The organism is Oerskovia sp. Root918 (assembly GCF_001428945.1).
Lineage (GTDB): Bacteria > Actinomycetota > Actinomycetes > Actinomycetales > Cellulomonadaceae > Oerskovia > Oerskovia enterophila.
The window spans coordinates 218,904-241,912 of sequence record NZ_LMJG01000001.1; the positions used below are offsets into that span (position 1 = coordinate 218,904).

22 protein-coding genes and 1 riboswitch are annotated in these 23,009 nt (G+C 73.2%); of the genes, 12 read left to right on the plus strand and 10 right to left on the minus strand.

The genetic code is table 11. The features are described 5' to 3' along the window. Nucleotides 1-6 precede the first annotated feature (6 nt). Both ASE27_RS00960 and ASE27_RS00965 read right to left on the minus strand, forming a co-directional pair. Nucleotides 7-309, minus strand: a complete 303-nt coding sequence (locus tag ASE27_RS00960; protein ID WP_056644770.1) for a hypothetical protein — start codon at nt 307-309, stop codon at nt 7-9. A 144-nt stretch (nt 310-453) separates the two neighbouring features. Continuing rightward, complete coding sequence (locus ASE27_RS00965) at nt 454-1,536, minus strand: LacI family DNA-binding transcriptional regulator (RefSeq protein WP_082608509.1); 1,083 nt, start codon at nt 1,534-1,536, stop codon at nt 454-456. A gap of 261 nt (nt 1,537-1,797) precedes the next feature. Between ASE27_RS00965 and ASE27_RS00970 the strand changes: the two genes are divergently transcribed. From ASE27_RS00970 to ASE27_RS00990, 5 genes are all read left to right on the plus strand, one after another. After that, nucleotides 1,798-2,541 (plus strand): glutamine amidotransferase, encoded by a 744-nt coding sequence (locus ASE27_RS00970; protein ID WP_056644776.1) that lies wholly within the window; start codon nt 1,798-1,800, stop codon nt 2,539-2,541. After that, nucleotides 2,541-3,509: a ribokinase gene (locus ASE27_RS00975; protein WP_056644778.1), complete on the plus strand. Its 969-nt coding sequence runs from the start codon at nt 2,541-2,543 to the stop codon at nt 3,507-3,509. The genes ASE27_RS00970 and ASE27_RS00975 overlap by 1 nt, the downstream gene beginning before the upstream one ends. A gap of 136 nt (nt 3,510-3,645) precedes the next feature. Next, complete coding sequence (locus ASE27_RS00980) at nt 3,646-4,728, plus strand: DMT family transporter (RefSeq protein ID WP_068627678.1); 1,083 nt, start codon at nt 3,646-3,648, stop codon at nt 4,726-4,728. Then, nucleotides 4,725-5,774, plus strand: a complete 1,050-nt coding sequence (locus ASE27_RS00985) for a phosphotriesterase (RefSeq protein WP_056644783.1) — start codon at nt 4,725-4,727, stop codon at nt 5,772-5,774. The genes ASE27_RS00980 and ASE27_RS00985 overlap by 4 nt, the downstream gene beginning before the upstream one ends. A gap of 198 nt (nt 5,775-5,972) precedes the next feature. After that, nucleotides 5,973-6,410 carry a YdeI/OmpD-associated family protein gene (locus tag ASE27_RS00990; RefSeq protein WP_056644786.1) on the plus strand — a complete coding sequence of 146 codons (438 nt, stop codon included), beginning with the start codon at nt 5,973-5,975 and terminating at the stop codon, nt 6,408-6,410. 80 nt (nt 6,411-6,490) lie between these two features. Here the strand turns inward: ASE27_RS00990 and ASE27_RS00995 are convergent, their stop codons facing one another. Continuing rightward, nucleotides 6,491-7,912, minus strand: a complete 1,422-nt coding sequence (locus tag ASE27_RS00995; protein WP_082608369.1) for a serine hydrolase — start codon at nt 7,910-7,912, stop codon at nt 6,491-6,493. A 67-nt stretch (nt 7,913-7,979) separates the two neighbouring features. After that, nucleotides 7,980-8,249 carry a DUF4235 domain-containing protein gene (locus ASE27_RS01000; RefSeq protein ID WP_056644793.1) on the minus strand — a complete coding sequence of 90 codons (270 nt, stop codon included), beginning with the start codon at nt 8,247-8,249 and terminating at the stop codon, nt 7,980-7,982. A gap of 169 nt (nt 8,250-8,418) precedes the next feature. Continuing rightward, a riboswitch (TPP riboswitch) is annotated at nt 8,419-8,544 on the plus strand. A 58-nt stretch (nt 8,545-8,602) separates the two neighbouring features. Here ASE27_RS01000 and ASE27_RS01005 point away from each other — a divergent pair. The 4 genes from ASE27_RS01005 (at nt 8,603) to ASE27_RS01020 (ending at nt 13,224) form a co-directional block, all read left to right on the plus strand. Then, a complete protein-coding gene (locus ASE27_RS01005; RefSeq protein WP_056644795.1) occupies nt 8,603-9,694 on the plus strand; it encodes a thiamine ABC transporter substrate binding subunit in 1,092 nt (363 codons plus the stop codon). Between the two features lie 5 nt (nt 9,695-9,699). Continuing rightward, a complete protein-coding gene (locus tag ASE27_RS01010; protein WP_056646493.1) occupies nt 9,700-11,409 on the plus strand; it encodes an iron ABC transporter permease in 1,710 nt (569 codons plus the stop codon). Beyond that, nucleotides 11,409-12,812, plus strand: a complete 1,404-nt coding sequence (locus tag ASE27_RS19590) for an ABC transporter ATP-binding protein (RefSeq protein ID WP_082608370.1) — start codon at nt 11,409-11,411, stop codon at nt 12,810-12,812. The genes ASE27_RS01010 and ASE27_RS19590 overlap by 1 nt, the downstream gene beginning before the upstream one ends. 85 nt (nt 12,813-12,897) lie before the next feature. Then, nucleotides 12,898-13,224 (plus strand): DUF4235 domain-containing protein, encoded by a 327-nt coding sequence (locus tag ASE27_RS01020; protein WP_056644797.1) that lies wholly within the window; start codon nt 12,898-12,900, stop codon nt 13,222-13,224. A gap of 42 nt (nt 13,225-13,266) precedes the next feature. Here the strand turns inward: ASE27_RS01020 and ASE27_RS01025 are convergent, their stop codons facing one another. Next, on the minus strand, nt 13,267-13,920 hold the full coding sequence (locus tag ASE27_RS01025; RefSeq protein WP_056646495.1) for a response regulator transcription factor: 654 nt from the start codon (nt 13,918-13,920) through the stop codon (nt 13,267-13,269). Then, nucleotides 13,917-15,110, minus strand: coding sequence for a sensor histidine kinase (locus tag ASE27_RS01030; RefSeq protein ID WP_056644800.1), 1,194 nt, complete (start codon nt 15,108-15,110; stop codon nt 13,917-13,919). Before ASE27_RS01030 ends, ASE27_RS01025 begins: the two co-directional genes overlap by 4 nt. A gap of 187 nt (nt 15,111-15,297) precedes the next feature. Between ASE27_RS01030 and ASE27_RS01035 the strand changes: the two genes are divergently transcribed. From ASE27_RS01035 to ASE27_RS01045, 3 genes are all read left to right on the plus strand, one after another. Then, nucleotides 15,298-15,735 carry a DUF6069 family protein gene (locus tag ASE27_RS01035; protein ID WP_056644803.1) on the plus strand — a complete coding sequence of 146 codons (438 nt, stop codon included), beginning with the start codon at nt 15,298-15,300 and terminating at the stop codon, nt 15,733-15,735. Nucleotides 15,736-15,901: 166 nt separating this feature from the next. Further along, nucleotides 15,902-16,516, plus strand: coding sequence for a dihydrofolate reductase family protein (locus tag ASE27_RS01040; RefSeq protein WP_056644805.1), 615 nt, complete (start codon nt 15,902-15,904; stop codon nt 16,514-16,516). 133 nt (nt 16,517-16,649) lie between these two features. Continuing rightward, entirely contained in the window at nt 16,650-17,351 is a 702-nt protein-coding gene (locus ASE27_RS01045) for a hypothetical protein (RefSeq protein ID WP_056644808.1), read from the plus strand. Nucleotides 17,352-17,441: 90 nt separating this feature from the next. On the opposite strand, the gene pgi is transcribed toward ASE27_RS01045, so the two are convergent. From pgi to ASE27_RS01065, 4 genes are all read right to left on the minus strand, one after another. After that, nucleotides 17,442-19,148: a glucose-6-phosphate isomerase gene (gene pgi / locus ASE27_RS01050; RefSeq protein ID WP_200955867.1), complete on the minus strand. Its 1,707-nt coding sequence runs from the start codon at nt 19,146-19,148 to the stop codon at nt 17,442-17,444. A 227-nt stretch (nt 19,149-19,375) separates the two neighbouring features. Next, entirely contained in the window at nt 19,376-20,620 is a 1,245-nt protein-coding gene (locus ASE27_RS01055; RefSeq protein WP_056644811.1) for a GNAT family N-acetyltransferase, read from the minus strand. 64 nt (nt 20,621-20,684) lie between these two features. Beyond that, nucleotides 20,685-21,863 (minus strand): GNAT family N-acetyltransferase, encoded by a 1,179-nt coding sequence (locus ASE27_RS01060; protein WP_056644814.1) that lies wholly within the window; start codon nt 21,861-21,863, stop codon nt 20,685-20,687. Continuing rightward, a complete protein-coding gene (locus tag ASE27_RS01065; protein ID WP_056644816.1) occupies nt 21,860-22,993 on the minus strand; it encodes a GNAT family N-acetyltransferase in 1,134 nt (377 codons plus the stop codon). The genes ASE27_RS01060 and ASE27_RS01065 overlap by 4 nt, the downstream gene beginning before the upstream one ends. Nucleotides 22,994-23,009 lie beyond the last annotated feature (16 nt).

The window sequence follows — 23,009 nt, forward strand, 5'->3', positions numbered from 1 at the left end:
GCCAGCTCAGCGGGGCGGCTCGTTGCCGGGCTTGGGCGGTGAGTACGGCGCCGGACCCGTGTAGCGCTCACCAGGGCTCCGGGTCAGTGCGCGCACGGTGAAGGCCGCCGCGACGAGTCCTGCGCCCAGGTAGTGGGCCACCGACACGAGGGACGAGACCGGTTGGAGGATCGTCTGGAAGACGGCGCTCCCTGACGAGTAGACGAGCTCGGAGACGAGCTGCGGCAGCACGAGGTTGCCCACGACTCCGGCGACGATCAGTCCCACGCCCCACCAGAGGAGTGCGGTGGCGCTGAGCCTGGGGGGCATGGGCGGTCCTCTCGACGTGCGGGCCCGGCGGCGTCGCCAGGACGGGGCCGGCTCCGCCTCGACGTCGAGGTGGGGATCACCGGTCCGTGGACACTATCGGACAGGGTGCCGCACGGGTGTGCGCCGCGCGTCGAGGGCAGGACGTCAGGCCGACGGCGGCGCGACCGATCCGCGGATGACCAGGTGGAGCGGGAGGACCGTGCGAGCGGGCTCGAAGCCCGTGGCGGCCCCACCGGTCCCGGCCGACTCCTGCGCCTCCCGGCGGGCCATGGCCCGTTCGAGCGCGTCGACCGCCGAGAGCGCGAGCGCCGCGACCGGCTGCTCGAGGGTCGTGAGCTGCGGGCGCAGCCACTGGCCGATGCGGATGCCGTCGCAGCCCACGACCGAGAGGTCCTCGGGGATGCGGATGCCGTGGAGCTCGGCCGCGCCGAGCATGCCGACGGCCACGATGTCGCTGCCGACGAACACCGCGGTGGGCGCGCTGCCCGGTCGGGTGAGGTACGGGAAGGTCGAGGCGCCGAACTGCTCGGTGTACGGGCCGTGGCGGATCAGGTCGGGGTCGGCCGTCAGCCCGGCGTCGGCCAGCGCGTCGAGGTAGCCACGCTTGCGTTCCTGGGTCGTCGAGAGCTCGGGCGGACCCGCGACGTGCGCGATGCGGCGGTGCCCCTGCTGGATGAGGTAGCTCGTGGCCTGGTACGCGCCGCCGTAGTTGTCGACCGTGACGGTGTCCACCGCGAGGTCCAGGTCGATCTCCTCGTCGATCACCACGACCGGCAGGCCGTCCGCGACCGCGCGGGCCAGGCGCTCGTCGGTGCGGCTCATCCCGAGGTAGATGAGGCCGCCCAGGACGTCGGTCCCGCCGATGAGCGGGCTGAGGCCGCCGTTGCGCTCGCCGTGCTTGCCGGAGACGGCGACGACGAGGGGGATCTGGCGGGAGGCGGCGAGGTCGGCACACTCCTCGGCGAGCGTCGTGAAGAACGGGTTGGTGAAGTCGGGGACGACCAGGGCGACGACGCCCGTCCCGCGCGCGGGCGATCCCTGCGGGGGCGTGGCCGACCGGGAGCCGCGCGCGACCCGTCCCGGTGTGGCGCCGCGGTAGTCGAGCGCGGCCACCGCGGCGTCGATGCGCGCGGCGGTCTCCGGCTGGACGTTGAGCTGGCCGCGCAGGTAGCGCGAGGCCGTCGAGGTCGAGACTCCCGCGTGTTGCGCAACTTGCGTCAACGTCATGGTGTCCACCCCTCTGCTCGTGCGCCCGGCCGTCGGATGCTCCCAGAGCCTATCGCTGCGCTGGTCGTGGGCGCGTCCAATGTCCAGGGAGCCCTGTGATCGTGCGGCATCTCGCGGGGCCCGAGGGGTGGAGGCGTCCGTCCGACAGGTCGCCGGTTGACACGAGCCTGACGCACACCTAGGTTGTTGCGCAACAGCAACACAACATTGCGCAACGTCGCCGATGTGCGGCCGAGCCCGAACCGTCTTGAGGAGAACCGCATGAGCCGCGTGCTGCTTGCCGGAGAGTCGTGGATCAATGCCGCGACGGACTACAAGGGCTACGACGCCTTCCCGCACGCCCAGCTGGAGATCGGCTGCGCCAAGCTGCTCGAGGCGCTCGCCGCCGAGGGCCACGAGGTCACCCACCTGCCCTCGCACCTCGTCGCGACCGACTTCCCGTCGACGCTCGAGGAGCTCGACGCGTACGACGTCGTCCTGCTCTCGGACATCGGCGCCAACACCCTGCTCCTGCCGCCCGTCGTGTTCTCCGAGGGACGCCCCTTCCCGAACCGCATCAAGCTCCTCGCCGAGTGGGTGCGTCGCGGCGGCGGCCTCATGATGGCCGGCGGCTACCTCAGCTTCCAGGGCTTCCAGGCCAAGGCCAACTACCACGGCACCGCGGTCGAGGCCGTGCTGCCCGTCGAGATCCTCCCGTACGACGACCGCGAGGAGACCCCCGAGGGCATCGGCGGCGTCCTGACCGAGGTCGAGCACCCCGTGACCGCGGGCCTCGACGCCGAGTGGCCCATCCTGCTCGGCTACCAGAAGCTCACGGCCAAGGCCGACGCGACCGTCCTCGCCACGATCGAGGGACGCCCGCTCGTCGCCGTGCGCACCGAGGGCGAGGGGCGCACGCTGGCCTTCGCGTCCGACATCTCCCCGCACTGGGCCCCCCGCGAGTTCATGGAGTGGTCCGGCTACCCGAAGCTCTTCGGCCAGGCCGTGACCTGGCTCGCGGGCTGATGAGCACCGACCACGGGAGCGGGGGCGCCCCGGCCCCAACTCCCGAGATCACGGTCGTCGGCAGCCTCAACATGGACGTCCGGCTGACCGTCGACCGGATCCCGCGCTCGGGCGAGACCATCAGCGCGACCGGGCTCAAGCGCTCGCCCGGCGGCAAGGGGGCCAACCAGGCCGTCGCCGCCGCGCGGCTCGGCCGCCGCGTCGCGATGGTCGGGGCCGTCGGGGACGACGACGCGGGCCGCGAGATCACGGCCCGGCTCGTGGCCGAGGGGCTCGACGTCACGTCGGTCGCGACGTCCGAGGAGCCCACCGGCACGGCCGTGATCCTCTGGGAGCAGCCCGAGTCGACCATCGTCATCGAGGCGGGCGCCAACGCCGACGTGGACGAGTCGTTCGTCGACTCGCGGGACCCCGCGGTGCGAGCCGTCGCCGACGCGCAGGTCGTGCTGTGCCAGTGCGAGACGCCGCTCGGCTCGCTCGCCGCGGTCACGCGCCTCGCGACCGGGACCACCATCCTCAACCCGGCCCCCGCGATCCCGGTCCCCGCCGAGATCCGCGACCGGTTCGACGTCCTGGTCCCCAACCGGTTCGAGCTCGCGACCCTCGCGGGAGCGGGCGAGGCCCCCGAGTCCCTCGCGGACGTCGTGGCCATGGTGCGCGGGCTCGCCTTCCCGGGCGACGTCGTCGTGACCCTCGGGGCCGACGGCTCGGTCGTGGTCCCGCGCGACGGCCTCCCGACCCCCGTCCCCGCGGTGCGCGTCGACGCGATCGACACCACGGCCGCGGGCGACAGCTTCTGCGCAGCGCTCGCCGACGGGCTGCTGCGTGGTGAGGACCTCGTCGGGGCAGCCCGCTGGGCTGCCCGCGTCGCGGCCGTCACGACCACTCGCGACGGGGCGATCGAGTCCCTGCCGCTCGCCGACGAGGTCCCTGCAGCCCTCCCGGAGGACGTCGCACCGGGGCAGTGACCCGCTCGGCCCAGCACGACCCGCACGACCGCACGACCCCCACCCAGCCCGACCACTCAGCGTCGACCCAGGGCTGGCCGTTCGATCGGTCCACCGATCCGACGTACCGTCGAAAGATGAAAGGCACGGCCAAGCAATGAAGCACACCACGCCGGAGACCGCCTCCCGCTCGGGAGGCGCCCAGACGGCCGCCCCGTCGCCCCAGCGCAGCAAGGTCAAGAGCACCGCGACCGCGCTCCTCGTCCTCGCGACCGTCCTGGCCGGGGCCCTGGGCCCCATGCAGGCGGCGGTCAACGGTCAGCTCGGCAAGACGATCGGCGACGGCCACGCGGCCGCCCTCATCTCGTTCGGCACGGGCCTGGTCCTGATGTTCGTCATCGTGTTCGCGCGTCCCGTGACGCGTCGCGAGGCGCTCGCGATCCCGCGCCTCATCAAGGGCCGCACGATCCCGTGGTGGAACTTCCTCGCGGGCCTGTGCGGTGCGGTCATCGTCCTGTCCGAGGGCGTGACGGTCGGCGTCCTGGGCGTCGCGACGTTCCAGATCTCGCTCATCTCGGGTCTCGTCATCTCGGGCGTGATCTGCGACCGCCTGGGCGTCACCGCCTCGGTCAAGCAGCCGCTCACGTTCTTCCGCCTCGCGGGCGCGGTCCTCGCGATCGTCGCGACCGTCATCGTCATCTCGCCGAACTTCTCGGCCCCGCACACGATCGCCCTCGCGATCATGCCGTTCGTCGGTGGCCTCCTCGCCGGGTGGCAGCCCGCGGGCAACGCGGCCGTGGCCGACGCCACGGGCTCGATGCTGGTCTCGATCGGCTGGAACTTCCTGGTCGGCTTCACGGCCCTGGGCATCGCCTACGCGATCCGCGCCATGACCTCGGGTGTCGACTTCCAGCTCCCCGGCTCGTGGTGGATGTACCTGGGCGGCCCGCTCGGCCTGCTCTCGATCGCGCTCATGGCGCTCCTGGTCCGCGGGCTGGGCCTGCTGCTCCTGGGCCTCGCGTCCACCGCGGGTCAGCTCGTGGGCTCGCTCCTCATCGACGCGGCCATCCCCTCGCTCGGCCACACGATCTACGCCGCCACGATCATCGGCACCGTGATCGCGCTGATCGCCGCGGTCATCGGCATGATCCCGTCGGGGAAGTCGCCGGAGACGACCGCGGACACCGCAGTGGCCGCCGCCGTCGGCGGTGGTGAAGCAGGAGAGGTGAGCCCGCGATGAACGTCACGCCGGTCGGGTTCGTCCAGACGGTCACCGGACCCGTCGCCGCGCAGGACCTGGGGCTGACCCTGCCCCACGAGCACCTGTTCAACGACCTCTCCGGTGTGCTCGACGCGCCGAGCTACGAGTTCTCCCAGGCCGTGGTCCGCGAGCCGGTGTCCGCATCGGTCGCCTGGGCGCTGCGTCAGGACCCGTACTGCTGCGCCGACAACATCGCCGACAAGCCGGTCGCCGCCGTCGAGGCCGAGATCCGCAGCTTCGCGGCCCTCGGCGGCCGGACCGTCGTGGACGCGACGTCGAGCGAGTCGATCGGGCGCAACCCCGAGCGCCTGGCGGACGTCGCGAGCCGCACGGGCCTCAACGTCGTCATGGGGGCGGGCGCCTACCTCGAGAAGTTCGAGGGCGAGCGCATCACGGTACAGGCCGTGGACGCGCAGGCCGCAGCGATCTCGCGCGAGCTCTCCGACGGCGTGCGGGACACGGGCATCCGCCCGGGCGTGATCGGCGAGATCGGCGTCTCGCCGGACTTCACCGCGGGGGAGCGGGCGTCGCTGCGGGCCTCGGCCCTGGCGCAGCTCGAGCACCCGCAGGTCGCGATGCAGATCCACCTGCCCGGGTGGCAGCGTCGCGCGCACGAGATCCTCGACCTCGTGCTCGACGAGGTGGGAGTGCGGCCGGAGAAGGTCGTGCTGTGCCACATGGACCCCTCGGCCGAGGACCCCGAGTACCAGCGGGCCGTCGCGGAGCGGGGCGTGTGGCTCGAGTTCGACATGGTCGGCATGGACATCACCTACCCCAAGGAGGGTGTCTCGCCCGACCCGCACACGACCGCGGGCGCGGTCCACCGGCTCGTCGACCTGGGGTTCGCGGGGCAGGTGCTCCTGAGCCACGACGTGTTCCTCAAGCAGATGTGGGTGCAGAACGGCGGCAACGGCTTCGCGTACGTGCCGACCGTCTTCACCGAGATGCTCGCCCGGCGCGGCGTCGAGCGCGAGGTGCTGCGTCGGCTGACGCACGACAACCCGGCGGCGATGCTGACGGCGTGACCGGGGGCGACGGCGTGACCAGGTGACCGCGAGGTAGAACGTGCTGCGCGAGGTAGTGCGCGGTGCGTTCTACCTCGCGCAGCATGTTCTACCTCGGCCCAGGCGTCCCCGCCCCCGGCGGCCCCACCCGGCCCGACGGCGGGGCGAGCGTCGAGCGGTCGGCGCGCGACGTCGTCGGGCCGGTGGAAAACTCGGCCCATGCGATTCCGGACGACGATCCTCCAGAGCGGCAAGACGGCCACCGGCATCCCCGTGCCCGACGACGTGGTCGCCGCGCTCGACGCGGGCAAGCGCGTCCCGGTGCGCGTCACGCTCGGCGGGCACACCTACCGCAGCTCGGTCGCGCCGTACCAGGGGCGGTTCATGATCGCGCTCAGCGCGGAGAACAGGGAGGCCGCCGGGGTATCGGGCGGCGACGAGGTGGACGTCGAGATCGAGGTCGACGACGCACCGCGTGAGGTCACCGTGCCCGACGACCTCGCGGCAGCGCTCACGGCCGAGGCGCGTGCGGCGTTCGACGGGCTGTCGTTCAGCCGCCGGCGCGCGCTGGTCGAGCCGATCGAGGCCGCCAAGACCCCCGAGACCCGGCAGCGGCGGATCGACAAGGCCGTCGCGGAGCTGGCTCCCGGCGCGTAGGCCCCACGACGGAGATCCCGGGCAGGGCCGGGGCAGGACGACGGTCAGCCCCGGTCCCCGGGGGCCTCGCGCAGCTCGCCCTACTTCGAGCCCGCCGCCCCACCCAGCAGCGCGAACGCGCTCTCCGCGGTGTCGACCAGCACCATCGGGTTCGCGAGCACGGCCGGGTCCGTGGCCGCGAGCTGCACGGTCACGACGTACGTGTCGCCCGCGGCGTCCTCCGCGAGCCACGAGCCCGCCAGGACGCCGGGCGCGCTGCCACCCTTGAACGCGACGTAGGGCCACGCCGTCGTGTCGACCTCGATGCCGGGGTTGGCCGAGAGCACCTCGCGCACCACGGGGTCCTGCTCGCCGCGGTCGTGCAACCAGACGTGCGCGGCGCACAGGTCCGACGACGTCGCGAACCAGTCGACGTCGTCCTGCCACACGGGCGTGGTCACTCCCGCGGGGTCGACGGCGAGGGGCCCGCCGGGCAGCGCGTCGAGCATCGCGCGCCGTCCCGCGGTGTCGGCCGCCGCCCACCCGGTGGCCTGCGACGGCGAGCCCCAGGCGATCGCGAACGCGTCGCGGGTCGTGAGGAACGGGGTGTTGAGCGACGGGTCGGCGTGCCCCAGCGTGGCCTGCGCGCGTTCGACGGCGTCACGCCCCACGGCCTGGACCAGCAGGTCGGTCGCGGTGTTGTCGCTGATCGAGATCATGAGCTCGGCCGCCTCGCGCACCGTGACCGCGGTGCCCGTGGGCGCGTCCTGGAGCTGCCCCGAGGGCAGGGACCGCACGTCGTCGGTCACGGTCAGCTCGTCGTCCCAGGTCAGCGTCCCGGCCTCGACGGCCTGCGACACCGCGCCCAGCACGTAGAGCTTGAAGATCGAGCCGAGCGGCAGCACCTCGTCCGGGTCCGAGCCGCCGGGAGCCTCCTCGACCGCCTGGCACGTCCCGTTGTCCAGGACCTGGGCCACGAGCAGCGAGCTCTGCGCGTCCACGGCGTCGAGGCGTTCGCCCAGCTCGTCCCAGCTCGCCGCGGGCTCGCGGTGCGGGTCGTCGCCCGGGCCGAAGAACAGGGTCTCGATGCGGCTGTCCGCGTCGACACCGATCTGCATCGTGAAGAACTGCCCGCTCGCCCCGACGATCGTCAGCGCGGCCTGCTTCTCGCCCGCGTCGACGACGTCGACCGAGACCGGCACCCATTCCCGGTCCGCGCGGAGCTGGTCCAGCACGGGCACGAGCTGGGCGGCGGGCACCTGGTCCAGGAACGTCCGGGCGAACCGCCGATCGAGCGTCGCGGCATCGGGGGACGCGTCCGCGTTGAGCACCTCGAGCACCCAGGCGGCCGCCTTGCCGACCGTGCCGCCCGGCAGCGCGACCGCGGTCGGGGCCACGCTCGGCGAGGGCGACACCTCGGAGCCGTTCCCGGACGACGAGCACCCGGTCAGTGCGAGCCCCACGACGAGGAGGCCTCCTACGAGGGGTGAGCGACGGCGTCGGGCGGCAGGAGAGGAGGGCATCGAGACACCCTACGGAACATCCGTGACGCGGCGGGCGCTGACCCGCCGGAGCCGCCCGACCCCGACCTCAGGACGCGCGGGCCGCGAGCCGCGTCACGACGCGCTTGGCCTCGCGCCCCGCGAAACGGCGGGCGAACACGCTCGCGGCCGCAGCGGCCGCGGCGAAGGTGACGGCGCTGATGATGCTGACCTCGGGGTCGTCCAGGTCCTTGGGGGCGTCGTGCCCCGTGGCCTTGGCCCACGCGAAGCTCACGACCTTCTGCGCGACCCAGCCCGCGGCCAGCGTCAGGGCGACGGTCGCGACCTTCTCGGTGAGGGTCTGCTCGTTCTCGGCCATGTGGACCTCCAGGTGAGGGTGAGGCGGGCGGGGCGCGCCGCGCGTCGTGAAGGTGCCCGACGGCGGAGCTCAGGTCCCACCGTAGCCGTCGCCCGGGGCGGGGCGCGCCCCGGGCGAGACCACACGCCGGACCCCTGCCTGCGCCGTCGGACCGCGGTGTAAAGTCGCAGGTGAACGACAGGGGAGCGCCGACCGCCCGGAGACAACGGGCAACAGGCGCTGAGAGTGCGGACCACCGCAGACCCTCGAACCTGATCCGGTTAGCACCGGTGGAGGAAGTCGGGCTTCTCCAGCCTCGCTCACGGGACCTCCCGTGCGCGAGGTCCCCCTCCTGTGACGTCCAAGGAGGACACATGAACACCATCAGTACCCGCCGCGGCACCGCCCGCACGATCGGCCTCGGCCTCGTCGGCGGGCTCAGCGCGCTGGCCCTCACGGCCTGTGCCGGCACGACCGACACGGGCGCGGGCGACACCTCGTCGAGCGCCGAGGCGAGCACCGTCACGCTCGTCACGCACGACTCCTTCAACGTGAGCGAGGACGTCCTCGCCGCGTTCGAGAAGGAGTCCGGGCTGACCGTCAAGCAGGTCGCTCCCGGCGACGGCGGAGCGCTCGTCAACCAGCTCATCCTGACCAAGGACGCGCCGCTCGGCGACGTCGTGTTCGGCATCGACAACTCGTTCGCGACCCGCGCGATCGACGAGGGCGTGCTCGAGCCCTACACGCCCTCGGGCCTCGCCGACTCGGCGACCCAGTACGCCGTGGGCGACGGCGAGCTCACCCCCGTGGACCTCGGCGACGTCTGCGTCAACGTCGACCACGCCTGGTTCTCGGCCGCGGGGATCCCCGAGCCCACGACGCTCGACGACCTGACCGAGCCCGCGTACAAGGACCTGCTCGTCGTGACCAACCCCGCGACCTCGTCGCCCGGGCTGTCGTTCCTGCTCGCGACCGTCGGCGCCTACGGCGAGGACGGCTGGGAGGGCTACTGGAGCAAGCTCAAGGACAACGGCGTCAAGGTCGCCGACGGGTGGTCCGACGCCTACTACGTCGACTTCTCCGGCTCCGAGGGCAAGGGCCCACGCCCCCTCGTGCTGTCCTACTCGACGTCGCCCGCGTTCACGGTCACCGAGGACGGTACCGAGACCACCACGGGCGCGCTGCTCGACACGTGCTTCCGCCAGGTCGAGTACACGGGCGTGCTGACCGGGGCCAAGAACCCCGAGGGCGCCAAGAAGCTCGTCGACTTCCTCGTGAGCGACGCGTTCCAGGCCGACATCGCCGACAACATGTACATGTACCCGGCGGACGCGGACACCGAGCTGCCCGAGGGCTGGGCCGAGTTCGCGCCCCTGTCCCCGTCGCCCTTCGAGGTCGCCCCCGCCGACATCACGGCCCACCGCGACGAGTGGATCAAGGCGTGGACGTCGACGGTGATCGGCTGAGCACGATGCCCGTGAGCCGCGGCCTGCCCGCGGCCGTGCAGCGCGGCGGGCGGGTCCTCCTGTGGGGGCTCGCCGCCGGGCTGCCGCTGCTCTTCCTCGGGGTGTTCTTCGCGTGGCCCGTCGTGACGCTCATCGCGCGCGGGTTCGTCACCCAGGACGCTGCCGGCGCCTCCTTGGACCTCTCCGGCTTCGCCGAGGTGTTCTCCGAGCCGCGGACCTGGCGGATCATCGGGCTGACGCTGTGGCAGGGCGTGCTCGGCACCGTGATCTCGGTGCTGCTCGGCGTGCCCGGCGCGTACGTGCTCTACCGGTGCCGGTTCCGGGGGCGCACGTTCCTGCGGGCGTTCGTGACGGTGCCGTTCGTGCTGCCGACCGTCGTGGTGGGAGTGGCGTTCCGCTCCCTGCTGGTCGAGGGCGGGCTGCTCGGGTTCCTGCGGCTCGACGGGACGTTCGGGGCGATCGTCCTGGCCCTCGTCTTCTTCAACTACTCGGTCGTGGTCCGGACCGTTGGCGGGCTCTGGGAGCACCTCGACCCGCGTGCCGAGGAGGCGGCCCGCGCCCTGGGGGCCTCGCCCTGGCGGGCGTTCCGGTCCGTGACGCTGCCGTCGCTGGCCCCGGCCATCGCGTCGGCCGCGTCGATCGTGTTCCTGTTCTGCGCCACGGCGTTCGGTGTCGTGCTCGTCCTGGGCGGGGTCCAGTACGGGACCATCGAGACCGAGATCTGGATCCAGACGACCCAGTTCCTCGACCTGCGCGCGGCCGCGGTGCTCTCGGTCGTGCAGCTCGTGGTCGTGGTGGTCGCGCTGAGCGTGGCCAACCGGACCCGCGCCCGGCGCGAGCGCGCGCTCAACCTCTCCGCGGCGACGTCCGCGGCCCGGCCGCTGCGCCCGCGGGCCGACGCGGTCCCGCTCGCGGTGACCGCCGTCGTCGTGCTGGGCCTGATCGCCCTGCCGCTCGTCAACCTCCTCGTGCGCTCGTTCCAGACCCCCGACGGCTGGAGCCTCGCGAACTACGCGAACCTCGGCACGACCGGCGGCCGCAACGCCCTGAGCGTGACCGTGTGGGAGGCCACGGCCAACTCGGTGCGGACCGCCGCGATCGCGACGCTGCTCGCGGTCGTGATCGGCGGGCTCGTCGCGCTCGTCGTCTCGCGACGGCCTCGGTCGCGCACGGGTCGTCGGGCGATCAGCGCGCTCGACTCGGTCTTCATGCTCCCGCTCGGCGTCTCGGCCGTGACGGTCGGGTTCGGGTTCCTCATCACGCTCGACAAGCCGCTCGGGATCGACGTGGACCTGCGGACCTCGGGGTTGCTCGTGCCCATCGCGCAGGCGGTCGTCGCGATCCCGCTCGTGGTCCGGACCGTGCTGCCCGTGCTGCGCGCGATCGACCCGCGGCTGCGCGAGGCCGCAGCGACGCTCGGGGCGTCGCCCGCTCGCGTGTTCGCCGCGGTCGACGGACCCATCGCGGCCCGGTCCCTGGGTCTCGCGATCGGGTTCGCGTTCGCGGTGTCGCTCGGCGAGTTCGGGGCGACGTCGTTCCTGGCCCGGCCCGACGCGGCCACGCTCCCCGTGGTCATCTTCCGGCTCATCGGCCGGCCCGGGGCGGAGAACTACGGCATGGCACTGGCCGCGAGCGTCGTCCTCGCGGTCCTCACGGCAACGGTGATGATGGTGGCGGAACGCCTGCGCGGCGACCGCTCGGCAGGAGAGTTCTGATGGACGGAGCCACGGTGGTGGAGCGAACGACGGACGGCTCGGCTGAGCCGCACGTGCCGCACGTGCCGCACGTGCCGCACGACCCGAGCGGGAGCACGGCGGGCCGAGGACTCACGGTGCGCGACGTCGTCGTGCACTACCCCGACCCGGCCTCCTCGAAGGGCCCCGGGACCACGGCCGTGCGCGGCGTGAGCCTCGACCTCGCACCGGGCGAGGTGCTCGCCCTGCTGGGGCCGAGCGGCTGCGGCAAGTCGAGCCTCCTGCGCGCCGTCGCGGGGCTCGAGCCCGTCGCGGGCGGGAGCATCGCGTGGGACGGGCGCGACCTCGCGGGCGTGCCCGTGCACCGGCGCGGGTTCGGGCTCATGTTCCAGGAGGGGCAGCTTTTCCCGCACCGGGACGTCGCGGGGAACGTGGCGTTCGGCCTCCAGATGGCGGGCCTCAAGCGGTCCGCGGCGGCGGGCAGGGTGGCCGAGCTGCTCGACGTCGTCGGGCTCGCCGGGTACGCGCAGCGGCCCGTCGCGACGCTGAGCGGTGGCGAGCGCCAGCGCGTCGCGCTCGCGCGCGCCCTGGCACCCGAGCCGCAGCTCCTCCTGCTCGACGAGCCGTTGTCGGCGCTCGACCGGGGGCTGCGCGACCGGCTCGCAGCCGACCTGCGCGCGGCGCTCGTCGCGACCGGGACCACCGCGCTGTTCGTGACGCACGACCACGACGAGGCCTTCACCGTGGCCGACCGCGTGGCCGTCATGGACGCCGGCCGGCTGCTCCAGGTCGCGGCTCCCGAGGACCTGTGGCGCGCTCCCGCGTCGCGGCGGGTCGCGGAGTTCCTGGGGTACCAGGCGTTCGTGGCGCTGGGGTCGGTGGGATCTGTGGGGGGCTCCGAGGCGGCTCGTGGGGCTGATCGGTTGTCAGAACGTGGCCGGGGTATGCCGCGGGGTGGTTCTGACAGGTCTCTTGCCGCGGATCCGTTGTCAGAACGTGGCCGGGGTATGGAGCGGCGTGGTTCTGACAACTCCTCGGCGGCGGGTGGTGAGCTGCTCGCGATCGGCCCGACAGGGCTCGTGCTCGTGCCCGGTGCCCACGCCACGGCCGCACCCGGTGCCCACGCCACGGATGAGTTGTCAGAACGTGGTCGGGGTATGGACCGGGGTGGTTCTGACAACGCATCCAGGGCATGGTCCGCGAACGGCACGGTCGTCCGCAGCGCCTTCCGGCGCGGACGCACCGAGGTCACGGTCGACGTCGACCTGGGGGCCGGCCCGCAGCGCGTGGTCGCGCTCGGCATGCCGTCGGCGACACCCGTGCCCGACGGCGCCACGCACCACTCGTTCGCCCCCGCACCGGGGGAGCGGGTCCGGGTCGCGCTCGACCTCGCGGGCTGTGCGGTGGTGCCGGCGGACTCGTAGCCCGGCGGACGTGGTGTGCCGACAGGCACCCGGTATCGGCACCCCCCACCCTGCGACCACCCGTCCGCCGCGTTAGCGTCGAAGCATGAGCGACGCCACGATCGACCATGTGCCCGACCGTACCGAGGAGCACGGCGGCAAGGCCGCGAAGATCCTGTACAGGCCGTTCGGGCTGATCAGCTCGATCATCGGCGGCCTGGTCGCGGGCCAGGTCTTCAAGCAGGTCTACAAGCGGGTGTCTCCTGGCCACCGCAAGGACGCACCCACGCCGCTGCAGTCGGAGTATCCGCTGCGCGAGATCCTGATCGCCGCACTGATCCAGGGCGCGGTGTTCTCCGGGGTCAAGGCCCTGATCGACCGTGGCGGGGCGCGTGCCTTCCAGAAGTGGACGGGGGAGTGGCCGGGGGACTGAGCCACCCCGGCGCGTCGGCCCGGAGCACGCCTGGACGACGGCTCACGCGCCCCCGGCGTCCCGCACCAGCACGGCGAGCTGCGTCCGGTTCTCGAGCCCCAGCTTGTCCAGGACGCTCGACACGTGCGCCTTGACGGTCGGCACGCTGAGGTAGAGCTCGCGCCCGACCTCGGCGTTGCTCGCTCCGCGCCCGACGGCGAGCGCGACGTCGCGCTCCCTCCCGGTCAGCAGGTCGAGCGACGCCCGGGCCCGCGCCCGCGCCTCGCCGACCGAGGCGGCCGAGGCCATGAGCCGCCGCGCGACGTCGGGGGACAGCACCGGTTCGCCGGCCGCGGCCGCGAGGACCGCTGCCGCGATCCGGGCCGGAGGCATGTCCTTGAGGAGGTAGCCGGCGGCGCCGGCGCGGAGCGCTCCGAGCACCTCGTCCTCGGTGTCGAACGTGGTGAGCACGACGACGGCGGGCGGGTTCGTCCGGGCGCGCACCCTGGCGGTCGCGGTGATCCCGTCGACCCGTGGCATCCGCAGGTCCATGAGGACCACGTCGAGGGGGTGGGCGTCGAGGAGGCCAGGGACCTCCGCGCCGTCGGCGGCCTCGCCGACGACCTCGATGCCGAGCGTGCCGTGCAGCATCATGCGCAGGCCGGACCGCACCAGGGCGTCGTCGTCGACGATGGCGATCCGTACGGGTCCGGTCATGAGCCCCACGGTAGCGACACCGTGAGCCGGAACCCGGCACCCTCCGGGAGCGGCCCGGCGAGCACCTCGCCGCGCAGCAGCCCGGCCCGCTCGCGGAGCCCGACGAGCCCGGTCCCCGTCCCCTGGAGCGAGGGCGCGTGCCCGGGGGAGGGACCGTCGTCGGACACGTCGACCCGGACCTCGCCCGGCACGACCACGACCGCGACGCGGACCGCGCTGCCGGGAGCGTGCCGTCGGGCGTTGGTCAGTCCTTCCTGGACCGCGCGGAAGGTCGCTGCCTGCACGGTGGCCGGGACCGCGGTGAGGTCGCCGTCCAGCTCCCAGTCGACCGCGACGCCCGCGAGCCGGGACTCGTCGACGAGCCGGGCCACGTCGGCAGGCCCGGGAGCCGGGCGCAGGGCGTCGGGCTCTGCGCGCAGCACGCCCACCACGTCCCGCAGCTCCTCGAGGGCGGCGCTCACGCCCTCCCGGACCAGGCTGGCGGCACGGGCGACCTCCTCGGGCGGGGAATCGGGCCGGAACTCGAGCGCCCCTGCGACGGTCGCGAGCAGCGACAGCCGGTGCGCGAGCGTGTCGTGCATCTCCCGGGCGATCCGCGTGCGCTCGGCGGCGCGGGCCTCCCGCACGCGCAGCTCCTGCTCACGCTCGGCCCGCCGTGCCCGCTCGCGCAGGTCGGCGACGACCTGAGCCCTGGCCTGGGCGAACGCCCCCCAGCCGACGAGTGCGGCGTGCACCGCGGCGTCGCACAGCAGCCACCACCCGAGCGGGAGGCCCGTCGGGCGCCACAGCGCCTGGACCGCGTGGCCCGCGAAACCTGCCGCGGCGACGAGCACCGCGACACGCAGGGGCCGACGGCGGGCGACCTCGAGCGTCGCGACGGTGGATGCGGGCGTCGCCGCGGGGGACAGGGCTGCAAGTGCCGCCAGCACGAGGGCCGGCACCACGGGGTCGCCGAGCGCCGCCCCCGCGCCGCCCCGACGCCCGCGCGGTGTCCACCACAGGAGCGGGCTGAGGGCCACAGCGACCAGTCCGACGACGACGTCCAGCACGACGCGCGGCCCGGGCTCGCCCGGCAGGGCTCCCCACAGCATCAGGGCGGTGAGGGCGCCGACGGCGAGCACGGCCCCGATCAGCACGCCCCGGGAAGGGGCCCGCGGCGGAGAGCATTCTTCGTTCGGGTAGCTGTTCATGCCGCCACCCTAGGAACGGGCGCGCTGCCGTCACCACCGACTTTCGGAGGGGGGAGCGGGCCGTCGGTCGGGAGGGGACGAGCCGTCGGGAGGGTCCGGCGAGGGAGGCCCGGGAGACACGGTGGGGACGTCGGCCGAGGGGTCGGCGCGGGCCCGGACGGGGCCCGATCGATCGGAGGGAGACGTCATGGACGCGTACCGGACAGCAACGAGCGGGGCGGCCGAGCGCACGGGCCAGGGGCGCACGAGGAAGGTGCCCGGATGGAGCGTGCCGCTGCTCGCCGCGGCCGCAGGGGTGGTCGTGTGGGGTGCCGGGACGGCGCTCGGCGTCGAGGCCGTCGTGCGGGGCGGAGCCGGTGACACGGTGATCGGACCGGTCTCCGTGATCGTCACCTCGCTGCTCGTCGGTCTCGCGGGCTGGGGTGTCCGTGCGGTGCTCCGACGGTTCGGCACGCCGCGGGCCGGGAGGACCGCAGGTGAGCGGACCTGGATGGTGACCTGCGGCGTCGTGCTCCTGGTGTCCCTGCTCGGACCGCTGGGTGCGGCGGGCGTGTCCGCGACCGTGCTCCTGGCCGCTCTCCACGTCACGGTCGGGGCCGTGGTCGCGCTGGGCCTGCGGCGCTGAGCCCACGTGGCCTGCGGCGCTGAGCCCACGTGGCCCGACGACGGCACGCCCCCCGCGCGCGCAACGCGCCGGGGTGCGTGCCACGGTGGGAGGCAGGGACCGATGAGTTCGGCAGCGTCGCCCGGTCTCAGCAGACGTACCCGCAGACCCCCGAAGGGACCTCATCATGGCGAAGCTCGTCTCCACCTTGTTCAGCTCGCTCGACGGCGTCGTCGAGATCGACCCGACGTGGCACTTCCCGTACTTCGACGAGCACATGGGCGCCGCGGTCGACGAGGACTACACGGGCGTCGACACCCTGCTGCTGGGCCGCGTCACGTACGACAGCTTCGCGGGTGCCTGGCCCGGTCGCGAGGAGGCCGGCGAGGAGGACGCGGTGTTCGCCAAGCGGCTCGGCGACCTGCGCAAGGTCGTCGCGACCCGGGGCGACGCGGACCTCGGCTGGCGCAACGTGGAGAGGATCGACGGTGACCTGGTCGAGGCCGTGACCACGCTCAAGGAGACTCCGGGCATCGCCAAGGTCCTGGTCGCGGGGTCGATCTCGGTGGTCCGCCAGCTCCTCGCGGCCGGGCTCGTGGACGAGCTGAGCCTCCTGGTCCACCCTGTCGCGGCCCGCAAGGGCGAACGGCTCTTCGACGAGGGCGACACGATCTACCCCCTGCGGCTGCTGCGCTCTGAGGTCTTCCCCACGGGCGTGGTCCACCTGGTCTACGGGCCGGCCGAGCTGCCCGGGAGCGAGGGGTACGACGAGGCCAAGGAGCACGTGCCGGGCGAGGCCTGAGCCTGCTGGAGGGGTGCCGAGCACGAGGTTGCGGTCGTTCTGGGCGTCGGAACGACCGCAACCTCGTGCTCGGCCGTGTGCCTCGTCGGGCTGGATCGCCGGACGACGCCGACCCCATGGTTTGATTCGTCACGTGAACTCACAGTGGAGGTCCCTCCTCACCGTCGCCCTGCCCGGACTGCTCAGCGTGATGATCCTCGGTGGCTGCGCGTCACCGACCGACGATGGCACCCAGACCGTCACCCCGAGCGAGGCGCCGGCCGCCGAATCCCCCGTGACCTCGGCGGCAGACGTCGCTGCCGCACCCGAGGACTGCGACCTGCTCGGGGCGGAGCAGGTCACGGCACTGGCAGGGCGGGCGTTGGACGGTCCACGCAGCGTGACGGTCGCAGGAGCCGACGGGATGCCCGCTTGCTTGTGGGGCGACTTCGGGGCGACGGCCGTCCAGGTCGCGCGCGTCCCGGCCGAGGACTGGGCCCAGCAGCTGCCCGCCGCGCTCGAACAGGCCGAGGCATCCGGGATGCTCGACGACGCCGAGAACTCCCGCAAGATCCGTGAGGCGTCCGAGCTCATCAGCGCAGGTGGCAGGCTCGACGCGGGGCAGGCGTGCGCCATGTTCTCGACGATGCTCGAGATCTCGGGGACCGAGGCCGGGCTGAGCACGACGATCAACCTCGTGCCGACGCAGGAGGCACCGCAGGCGATCTCGGCCCAGTCGTGCAACGTCGGGGTCTTCTCGTCCGTTCTCGTCGTCAAGGATGGGATCACGGGCTCGGACGAGGAGATCGCAACAGTCGGGCAGGCCCTCGCGCTCGTCGAAGAGGCCGAGGCCTGAGCCTGCTGGAGGGGTGCCGAGCACGAGGTTGCGGTCGTTCTGGGCGTCGGAACGACCGCAACCTCGTGCTCGGCACCAGCAGTCCGAGCGTCAGCTCCGCTGCTCGAGGTACCACCCGATGAGCGCCTGCGTCGACGGGTCCTGCGCAGCCAGCGCGGTGGCGTCGCCCGTGACCGCCGGGGCGATCTCGTTCGCGAGCTTCTTGCCGAGCTCGACGCCCCACTGGTCGAACGAGTCGATGCCCCACACGACGCCCTGGACGAACGTGATGTGCTCGTAGAGCGCGATGAGCTGGCCCAGCACCGAGGGCGTGAGCGCGGGGGCGAGGATCGACGTCGTGGGGCGGTTGCCCGAGAACACGCGGGCGCTCACGAGGTCCTCCGCGGTCCCCTCGGCCCGGACCTCGTCGGCGGTCTTGCCGAACGCGAGGGCCTTGGTCTGCGCGAAGAAGTTCGCGAGGAACAGCGAGTGCACGTCGACGGGCTCGTCGCCCGCCGCGGTGTCGACGAGCGGGTGCGCGGGGTTCGCGACGGCGATGAAGTCCGCGGGGACCAGGCGCGTGCCCTGGTGGATGAGCTGGTAGAACGCGTGCTGGCCGTTGGTGCCCGGCTCGCCCCAGAAGACCTCGCCGGTCTCGGTCGTGACGGGCGACCCGTCCCAGCGCACCGACTTGCCGTTGGACTCCATGGTCAGCTGCTGCAGGTACGCGGGGAAGCGGTGCAGGTACTGCGCGTAGGGGAGCACCGCGTGCGTGTGCGCCCCGAGGAAGTTGACGTTCCACACGTTGAGCAGGCCCATGAGCGCGGGCACGTTCTGCTCGATCGGGGTGGTGCGGAAGTGCTCGTCGATCGCGTGGAAGCCTGCGAGGAACTCCTCGAAGCGCGCCGGGCCGATCGCGATCGCGAGCGACGTCCCGATCGCCGAGTCGACCGAGTAGCGCCCGCCGACCCAGTCCCAGAAGCCGAACGCGTTGGCGGGGTCGATCCCGAACGCGGCGACCTTGTCGAGGGCCGTGGAGACCGCGACGAAGTGCTTGCCGACCGCGGCCGTCCGGGCCTCGTCCGAGTCGTCGAGAGCGTCGACCGCCGCGAGCTCGGTCCACAGCCAGTCGCGCGCGAGGCGTGCGTTGGTCAGGGTCTCGAGCGTGCCGAACGTCTTGGACGCGACGATGAACAGCGTGGTGCGCGGGTCGAGGCCCGCGGTCTTCTCGGCGACGTCGGTCGGGTCGATGTTGGACACGAACCGGACGTCGAGGTCCTCGGCCTTGTAGGGCAGGAGGGCTTCGTAGGCCATGACGGGGCCCAGGTCCGAGCCGCCGATACCGATGTTCACGACCGTGCGCACGCGCTCGCCCGTGACGCCCGTCCACTCGCCCGAGCGGACCTTCTCCGCGAACGCGTAGACCTTGGCGAGCTCGCGGTGCACGTCGGCGTCCACGTCCTGGCCGTCGACCGTCAGCGCCGGCGAGGCTCCGGACGGCCGCCGCAGCGCGGTGTGCAGCACGGCGCGGTCCTCGGTCACGTTGATGTGGTCGCCGCGGAACATGGCGTCGCGGCGTCCGGCGAGGTCGACGTCCTGTGCGAGGCGCACGAGGAGCGCGATCGTCTCGTCGGTCACGAGGTTCTTCGACAGGTCGACGTGGAGGTCCGCGGCGTCGAACGTGAGGCGCGCGGCGCGGCCCGGGTCCTGGGCGAACCATGCGCGCAGGTCCGGGTTCAGGGCGGCCTGGTGGGCCGTGAGGTCGGCCCAGGAGGGAGTGGTGGTGGCGTCGATCGGCGGTGTGCTCGCAGTGCTCACGATGGTCTCGCTGCTCCCTGGTCGGTGGGGGTCTTCGGGGGTCGCCCGGGGTCTTGGCCGGACCCGACAACCGTAGGCTGCGACCTGCGGGGTTGTCCTGGTGGCTCACGGTGCGAGCGGTTGTGAGGTGCGGTGCCGGACAGTCGGGCGTGCCCGACGGCGGAGCGTCCGCCGGGCACGCCCGTCGCCTCACGTGGGTGGCAGGGTCCGAGACCCCGCCGCGAGCGTCAGCCGAGGCGCTTCTGCCAGACGGCCGCGACGCCGACGGGCTCGAAGCCGAGCGCGACGTTGATCGCGAGCATGTGCTCGTTCTCCTGGGCGTTCCACGTGTTGATGCGGCGCTCGCCGGGGCGGCGTTCGGAGTAGGCGCGCAGGTTGACGATCTTGACGAGCATCCCGAGCCGGTGGCCGCGGTGCTCGCGGAGCACGAGCGTGTCCTCCTGGAACGCGAAGGGCACGTCGGGGACGGGCATCTGCACCACCGAGAAGGCTGCGAGCGTGCCCGTGGGTGCGTGCTCGGCGACCGTGATCAGCACGTGCTGGTGCCGTCCGGCGAGGTCGCGCAGGTGGCTGCGGACGCGTGCGGCGTCCCAGCGGCTCTCCGCGACGTCGAGGCCCGCGTTGGGGATGTCGGTGCTCATGCGCGTCCACAGGACCGCGACCTGGTCCTCCCACGCTGTGGGCACCTCGTCCCACCAGGTGTGCAGCCGGTAGTCGTCCCCGGCCACCTCCAAGGATTGCTCGCCGAGCGCGTCGAGCAGCGTCGGGTCGACCGGGAGCCGGAGGACCGAGGCGCGCTCGACCTGCTCGAGCGTGAAACCTCGTCCGAGCGCGAAGCGGGCCGGCCGGGACGCGGCGGGCACCCGACCCGCGCCCGTGGGCGGGTCGAGGGCGTCGGGACCGGGGGCGGGCTCGGGAGAGTGGTTGCTGAAGGTGATGACCGTGGTCCGGTCCGCGGAGCGTGCGATCTCCTCGACCCGTGCCAGGAGCACGTCGCCGATGCCCTGGCCCTCGAGCCCGGGGCGCACCATGAGCGTGACGTACGCGAGGTGCGTGTTGCTCACGGTCGCGAGGTTGACGATCGCGGCACCGCCCACGTCGCGGGGGGCCGGGGTGTCAGGGGTGAGCGGCCCGCCGTCGCCGGGTCCGTCGCCGTCGCCGGGTCCGTCGCCGCCGCCGGCGGCGTCGGCCGTCCCCGGAGCCCCTCCAGGAGTTTCTCCGGGGAGCGCGACGACCAGGACCTTGCGCTGGTACTCCTGCTGCTGGAGCGCCCCGTGGATCACGGGCAGGGGAGCCCACCAGTCGGTCCAGCCCCAGGTCGCGAGCTGCACGTCGTGCTCGATCTCGCTGTACGCCTGGTACGCCCAGATGTCGGGGTGCTCGAGCGTGGGCGGGACGGGAGGGGCGTCGACCGCGCGCCAGGTCGTGCCTGCGGGGGCCGCGGCCCTGGGGGAGGTCTCGGTGCTCGTCATGTGCCCTACTCTTGCGCGACCAGGTCCGCGCGGGCCAGACAATAACGACACATCGCCCCGTCGGTCAGGCGAGCCGCAGCTGCCACTCCGCGTCGACGCTCGCGACCTCGAAACCGAGCGCCTCGTTGATCGCGAGCATGTGCCGGTTCTCCTGCGCGTTCCAGGTGTGGATGCGCCGCGACGAGGGCCGCACGCGCGCGAGCTCGTCGAGCACCGCGATCTTGACGAGCATCCCGAGCTGGTGGCCCCGGTGCTCCCGCAGCACCAGGGTGTCCTCCTGGACGACGACCTCGGGCCGGTCGTGCGGGTAGGAGACCATCGAGAACCCGGCCAGCCGTCCGGTCGCGACGTGCTCGGCGACCGCGATGAGATACCCCTGCCCTCGGTCGGCGAACGACCGGGAGGCCGCGCGGACGCGGTCCGCGTCCCACGGGTCCTCCTCGAGGTCGAGCCCGCCCGAGGGGGCGTCGGTGCTCATGCGGGTCTCGAGCACGGCGAACTCGTCGATCCAGTCCTCCGGGACCGTGTCCTGCCAGAGGTGGACCCGGTACCGGTCGGCGGCCGCGGCACGGGCAGCCTCGCGCAACCGGGCCACGACGTCCTGGCGAGGAGGCAGCGAGATCGCCGAGTGCCGCATGACCTGCTCGAGCGAGAACCCGCGAGAGAGCGCGAAGCGGGTGCCCGGGTCGTCGAGCGGGACGCGTCCGCTCCCGGTCGGCGACTCGAGCGCGCCGGGCCCCGCCGGGGGTTCGGGCGAGTGCGACGAGTCCGACAGGATCACGGTGCGTCCGGCCTCCCGCGCGATGCGCAGGCCCTCCTCCCAGAGCGCTGTACCCACGCCTTGGCCACGGTGGTCGGGGTCGACCCCGGCGTACACGATCGCGACGTGCGTGTTCCCCTTCTGGGGAAGGCCCACCATGCCGCGCCCGACGACGTCGCTCGCCGCCGGGGTCCGGTCCGGTTCGCCGCCACGGGCGCCGTAGGCCACCGCGACGAGCCGGACGGTCTTCTTGTACTCCTGCTGGGCCGTCATGCTGACGAGCGTGGTCGCGGCGTCCAGCGCGAGGTCGGTGTGCCCGTGGATCTCCCGGTCGACGGCCTCTCCCACACGGACGGTGCCGTGCACGCCCCACGCCTCGGGTGCGTCGAGCGAGTCCGGGACCGGCACGCGCAGGACGCGCCACGCCGTCGGGCCGGAGACCTGGTCCTCCGCAGGGATCGCGGTCTGCGACGGGCCGCTCACGCGCCCACCCGCTTCTGCCAGCCCGCGTAGCCGCCGGCAGGCGTGAAGCCCAGGTCGATGTTGATCGCGAGCATGTGGTCGTTCTCCTCGGCGTTCCAGGTGTGGATACGTTCGGTCGCGGGCCGGCGCACGGCGAGCTCGTCGAGGTTCACGACCTTGACGAGCATCCCGAGGCGGTGGCCGCGGTGCTCGCGCAGCACCAGGGTGTCCTCCTGGAAAGCGAACGCGGTGCGGTCCTTGGGGTAGGCGAAGACCGAGAACGCGGCGAGCGTGCCGGTCGGGACGTGCTCGGCGACCGTCATGAGCAGGCCGTGCCCCTTGCCGAGCAGCTCGTCGACCCAGACGCCCACGCGCTGCGCGTCCCACGGGTCCTCGCGGAAGTCGATATCGCCCACCGGGGCATCGGTGCTCATGCGCGTGAACAGCGTCCCGACCTGCTCGCGCCGGTCCGGGGGGACGTCGTCCTCCCACACGAGCGTGCGGTAGTCGGGGCCGGCTGCCACGACCGCGCCTGCCCGCAGGCGGTCGAGCAACGCGGGGTCGACGGGCAGCGGCAGGACCGAGTGCCGCTCGACCTGCTCGAGGGCGTAGCCCTTGCTCGCGACGAAGCGCGGCCCGGGGGCGTCCGGAGGGACGCGCCCGGCGCCCGTGCGTGCCTCGAGGGCGCCCGGTCCGGGCGGCGGCTCGGTGCCGTGCTGGGTGTCCGTGAACAGGACTGTCCGGCCCGCGTCGACGAGGATCTTCTCGCCCGTCTCCCACAGTGCGCTCCCGATCCCGTGGCGTCGGTGCGCGGGTCGGACCTTCACGGACAGCTCGCCCAGGTGCGTGTTGCTGCTGGTCGGCAGGGCGACGGCCAGGTGGCCGAGCACGTCCTGCGGCCGCGGGGTCTCGGGTGCGTCCGCGCGGACGGCGACGACGCGCTGCTTGGTCGTGTACCGCTGGCTGTTCATCCCGGCGAGGACGTCACGCGCCTCGTCGGCGAGGTCGTCGTAGCCGTGGGCCTCGGTCGTGACCTCGGCCTCGACCTGGGCGATGCCGAGGTAGGCCCAGGCGTCGGGGGCGTCGAGGCTCGTGGGGTGCGGGGCCTCGAGGACGCGACAGGTCGCCGTCGACTCGGTGGGGGAGCTCATGGTCCCAGCGTCCTCC

Coding starts and splice junctions, on each gene's coding strand:
- ASE27_RS01010 (WP_056646493.1), top strand. CDS start 9,700: ATGCCCGTGAGCCGCGGCCTGCCCGCGGCCGTGCAGCGCGGCGGGCGG.
- ASE27_RS01000 (WP_056644793.1), bottom strand. CDS start 8,249: ATGGCCGAGAACGAGCAGACCCTCACCGAGAAGGTCGCGACCGTCGCC.
- ASE27_RS00995 (WP_082608369.1), bottom strand. CDS start 7,912: ATGCCCTCCTCTCCTGCCGCCCGACGCCGTCGCTCACCCCTCGTAGGA.
- ASE27_RS00960 (WP_056644770.1), bottom strand. CDS start 309: ATGCCCCCCAGGCTCAGCGCCACCGCACTCCTCTGGTGGGGCGTGGGA.
- ASE27_RS01040 (WP_056644805.1), top strand. CDS start 15,902: ATGGCGAAGCTCGTCTCCACCTTGTTCAGCTCGCTCGACGGCGTCGTC.
- ASE27_RS01065 (WP_056644816.1), bottom strand. CDS start 22,993: ATGAGCTCCCCCACCGAGTCGACGGCGACCTGTCGCGTCCTCGAGGCC.
- ASE27_RS00985 (WP_056644783.1), top strand. CDS start 4,725: ATGAACGTCACGCCGGTCGGGTTCGTCCAGACGGTCACCGGACCCGTC.
- ASE27_RS19590 (WP_082608370.1), top strand. CDS start 11,409: ATGGACGGAGCCACGGTGGTGGAGCGAACGACGGACGGCTCGGCTGAG.
- ASE27_RS00980 (WP_068627678.1), top strand. CDS start 3,646: ATGAAGCACACCACGCCGGAGACCGCCTCCCGCTCGGGAGGCGCCCAG.
- ASE27_RS01030 (WP_056644800.1), bottom strand. CDS start 15,110: ATGAACAGCTACCCGAACGAAGAATGCTCTCCGCCGCGGGCCCCTTCC.
- ASE27_RS01020 (WP_056644797.1), top strand. CDS start 12,898: ATGAGCGACGCCACGATCGACCATGTGCCCGACCGTACCGAGGAGCAC.
- ASE27_RS01055 (WP_056644811.1), bottom strand. CDS start 20,620: ATGACGAGCACCGAGACCTCCCCCAGGGCCGCGGCCCCCGCAGGCACG.
- ASE27_RS00975 (WP_056644778.1), top strand. CDS start 2,541: ATGAGCACCGACCACGGGAGCGGGGGCGCCCCGGCCCCAACTCCCGAG.
- ASE27_RS01025 (WP_056646495.1), bottom strand. CDS start 13,920: ATGACCGGACCCGTACGGATCGCCATCGTCGACGACGACGCCCTGGTG.
- ASE27_RS01005 (WP_056644795.1), top strand. CDS start 8,603: ATGAACACCATCAGTACCCGCCGCGGCACCGCCCGCACGATCGGCCTC.
- ASE27_RS01035 (WP_056644803.1), top strand. CDS start 15,298: ATGGACGCGTACCGGACAGCAACGAGCGGGGCGGCCGAGCGCACGGGC.
- ASE27_RS00970 (WP_056644776.1), top strand. CDS start 1,798: ATGAGCCGCGTGCTGCTTGCCGGAGAGTCGTGGATCAATGCCGCGACG.
- ASE27_RS00990 (WP_056644786.1), top strand. CDS start 5,973: ATGCGATTCCGGACGACGATCCTCCAGAGCGGCAAGACGGCCACCGGC.
- ASE27_RS00965 (WP_082608509.1), bottom strand. CDS start 1,536: ATGACGTTGACGCAAGTTGCGCAACACGCGGGAGTCTCGACCTCGACG.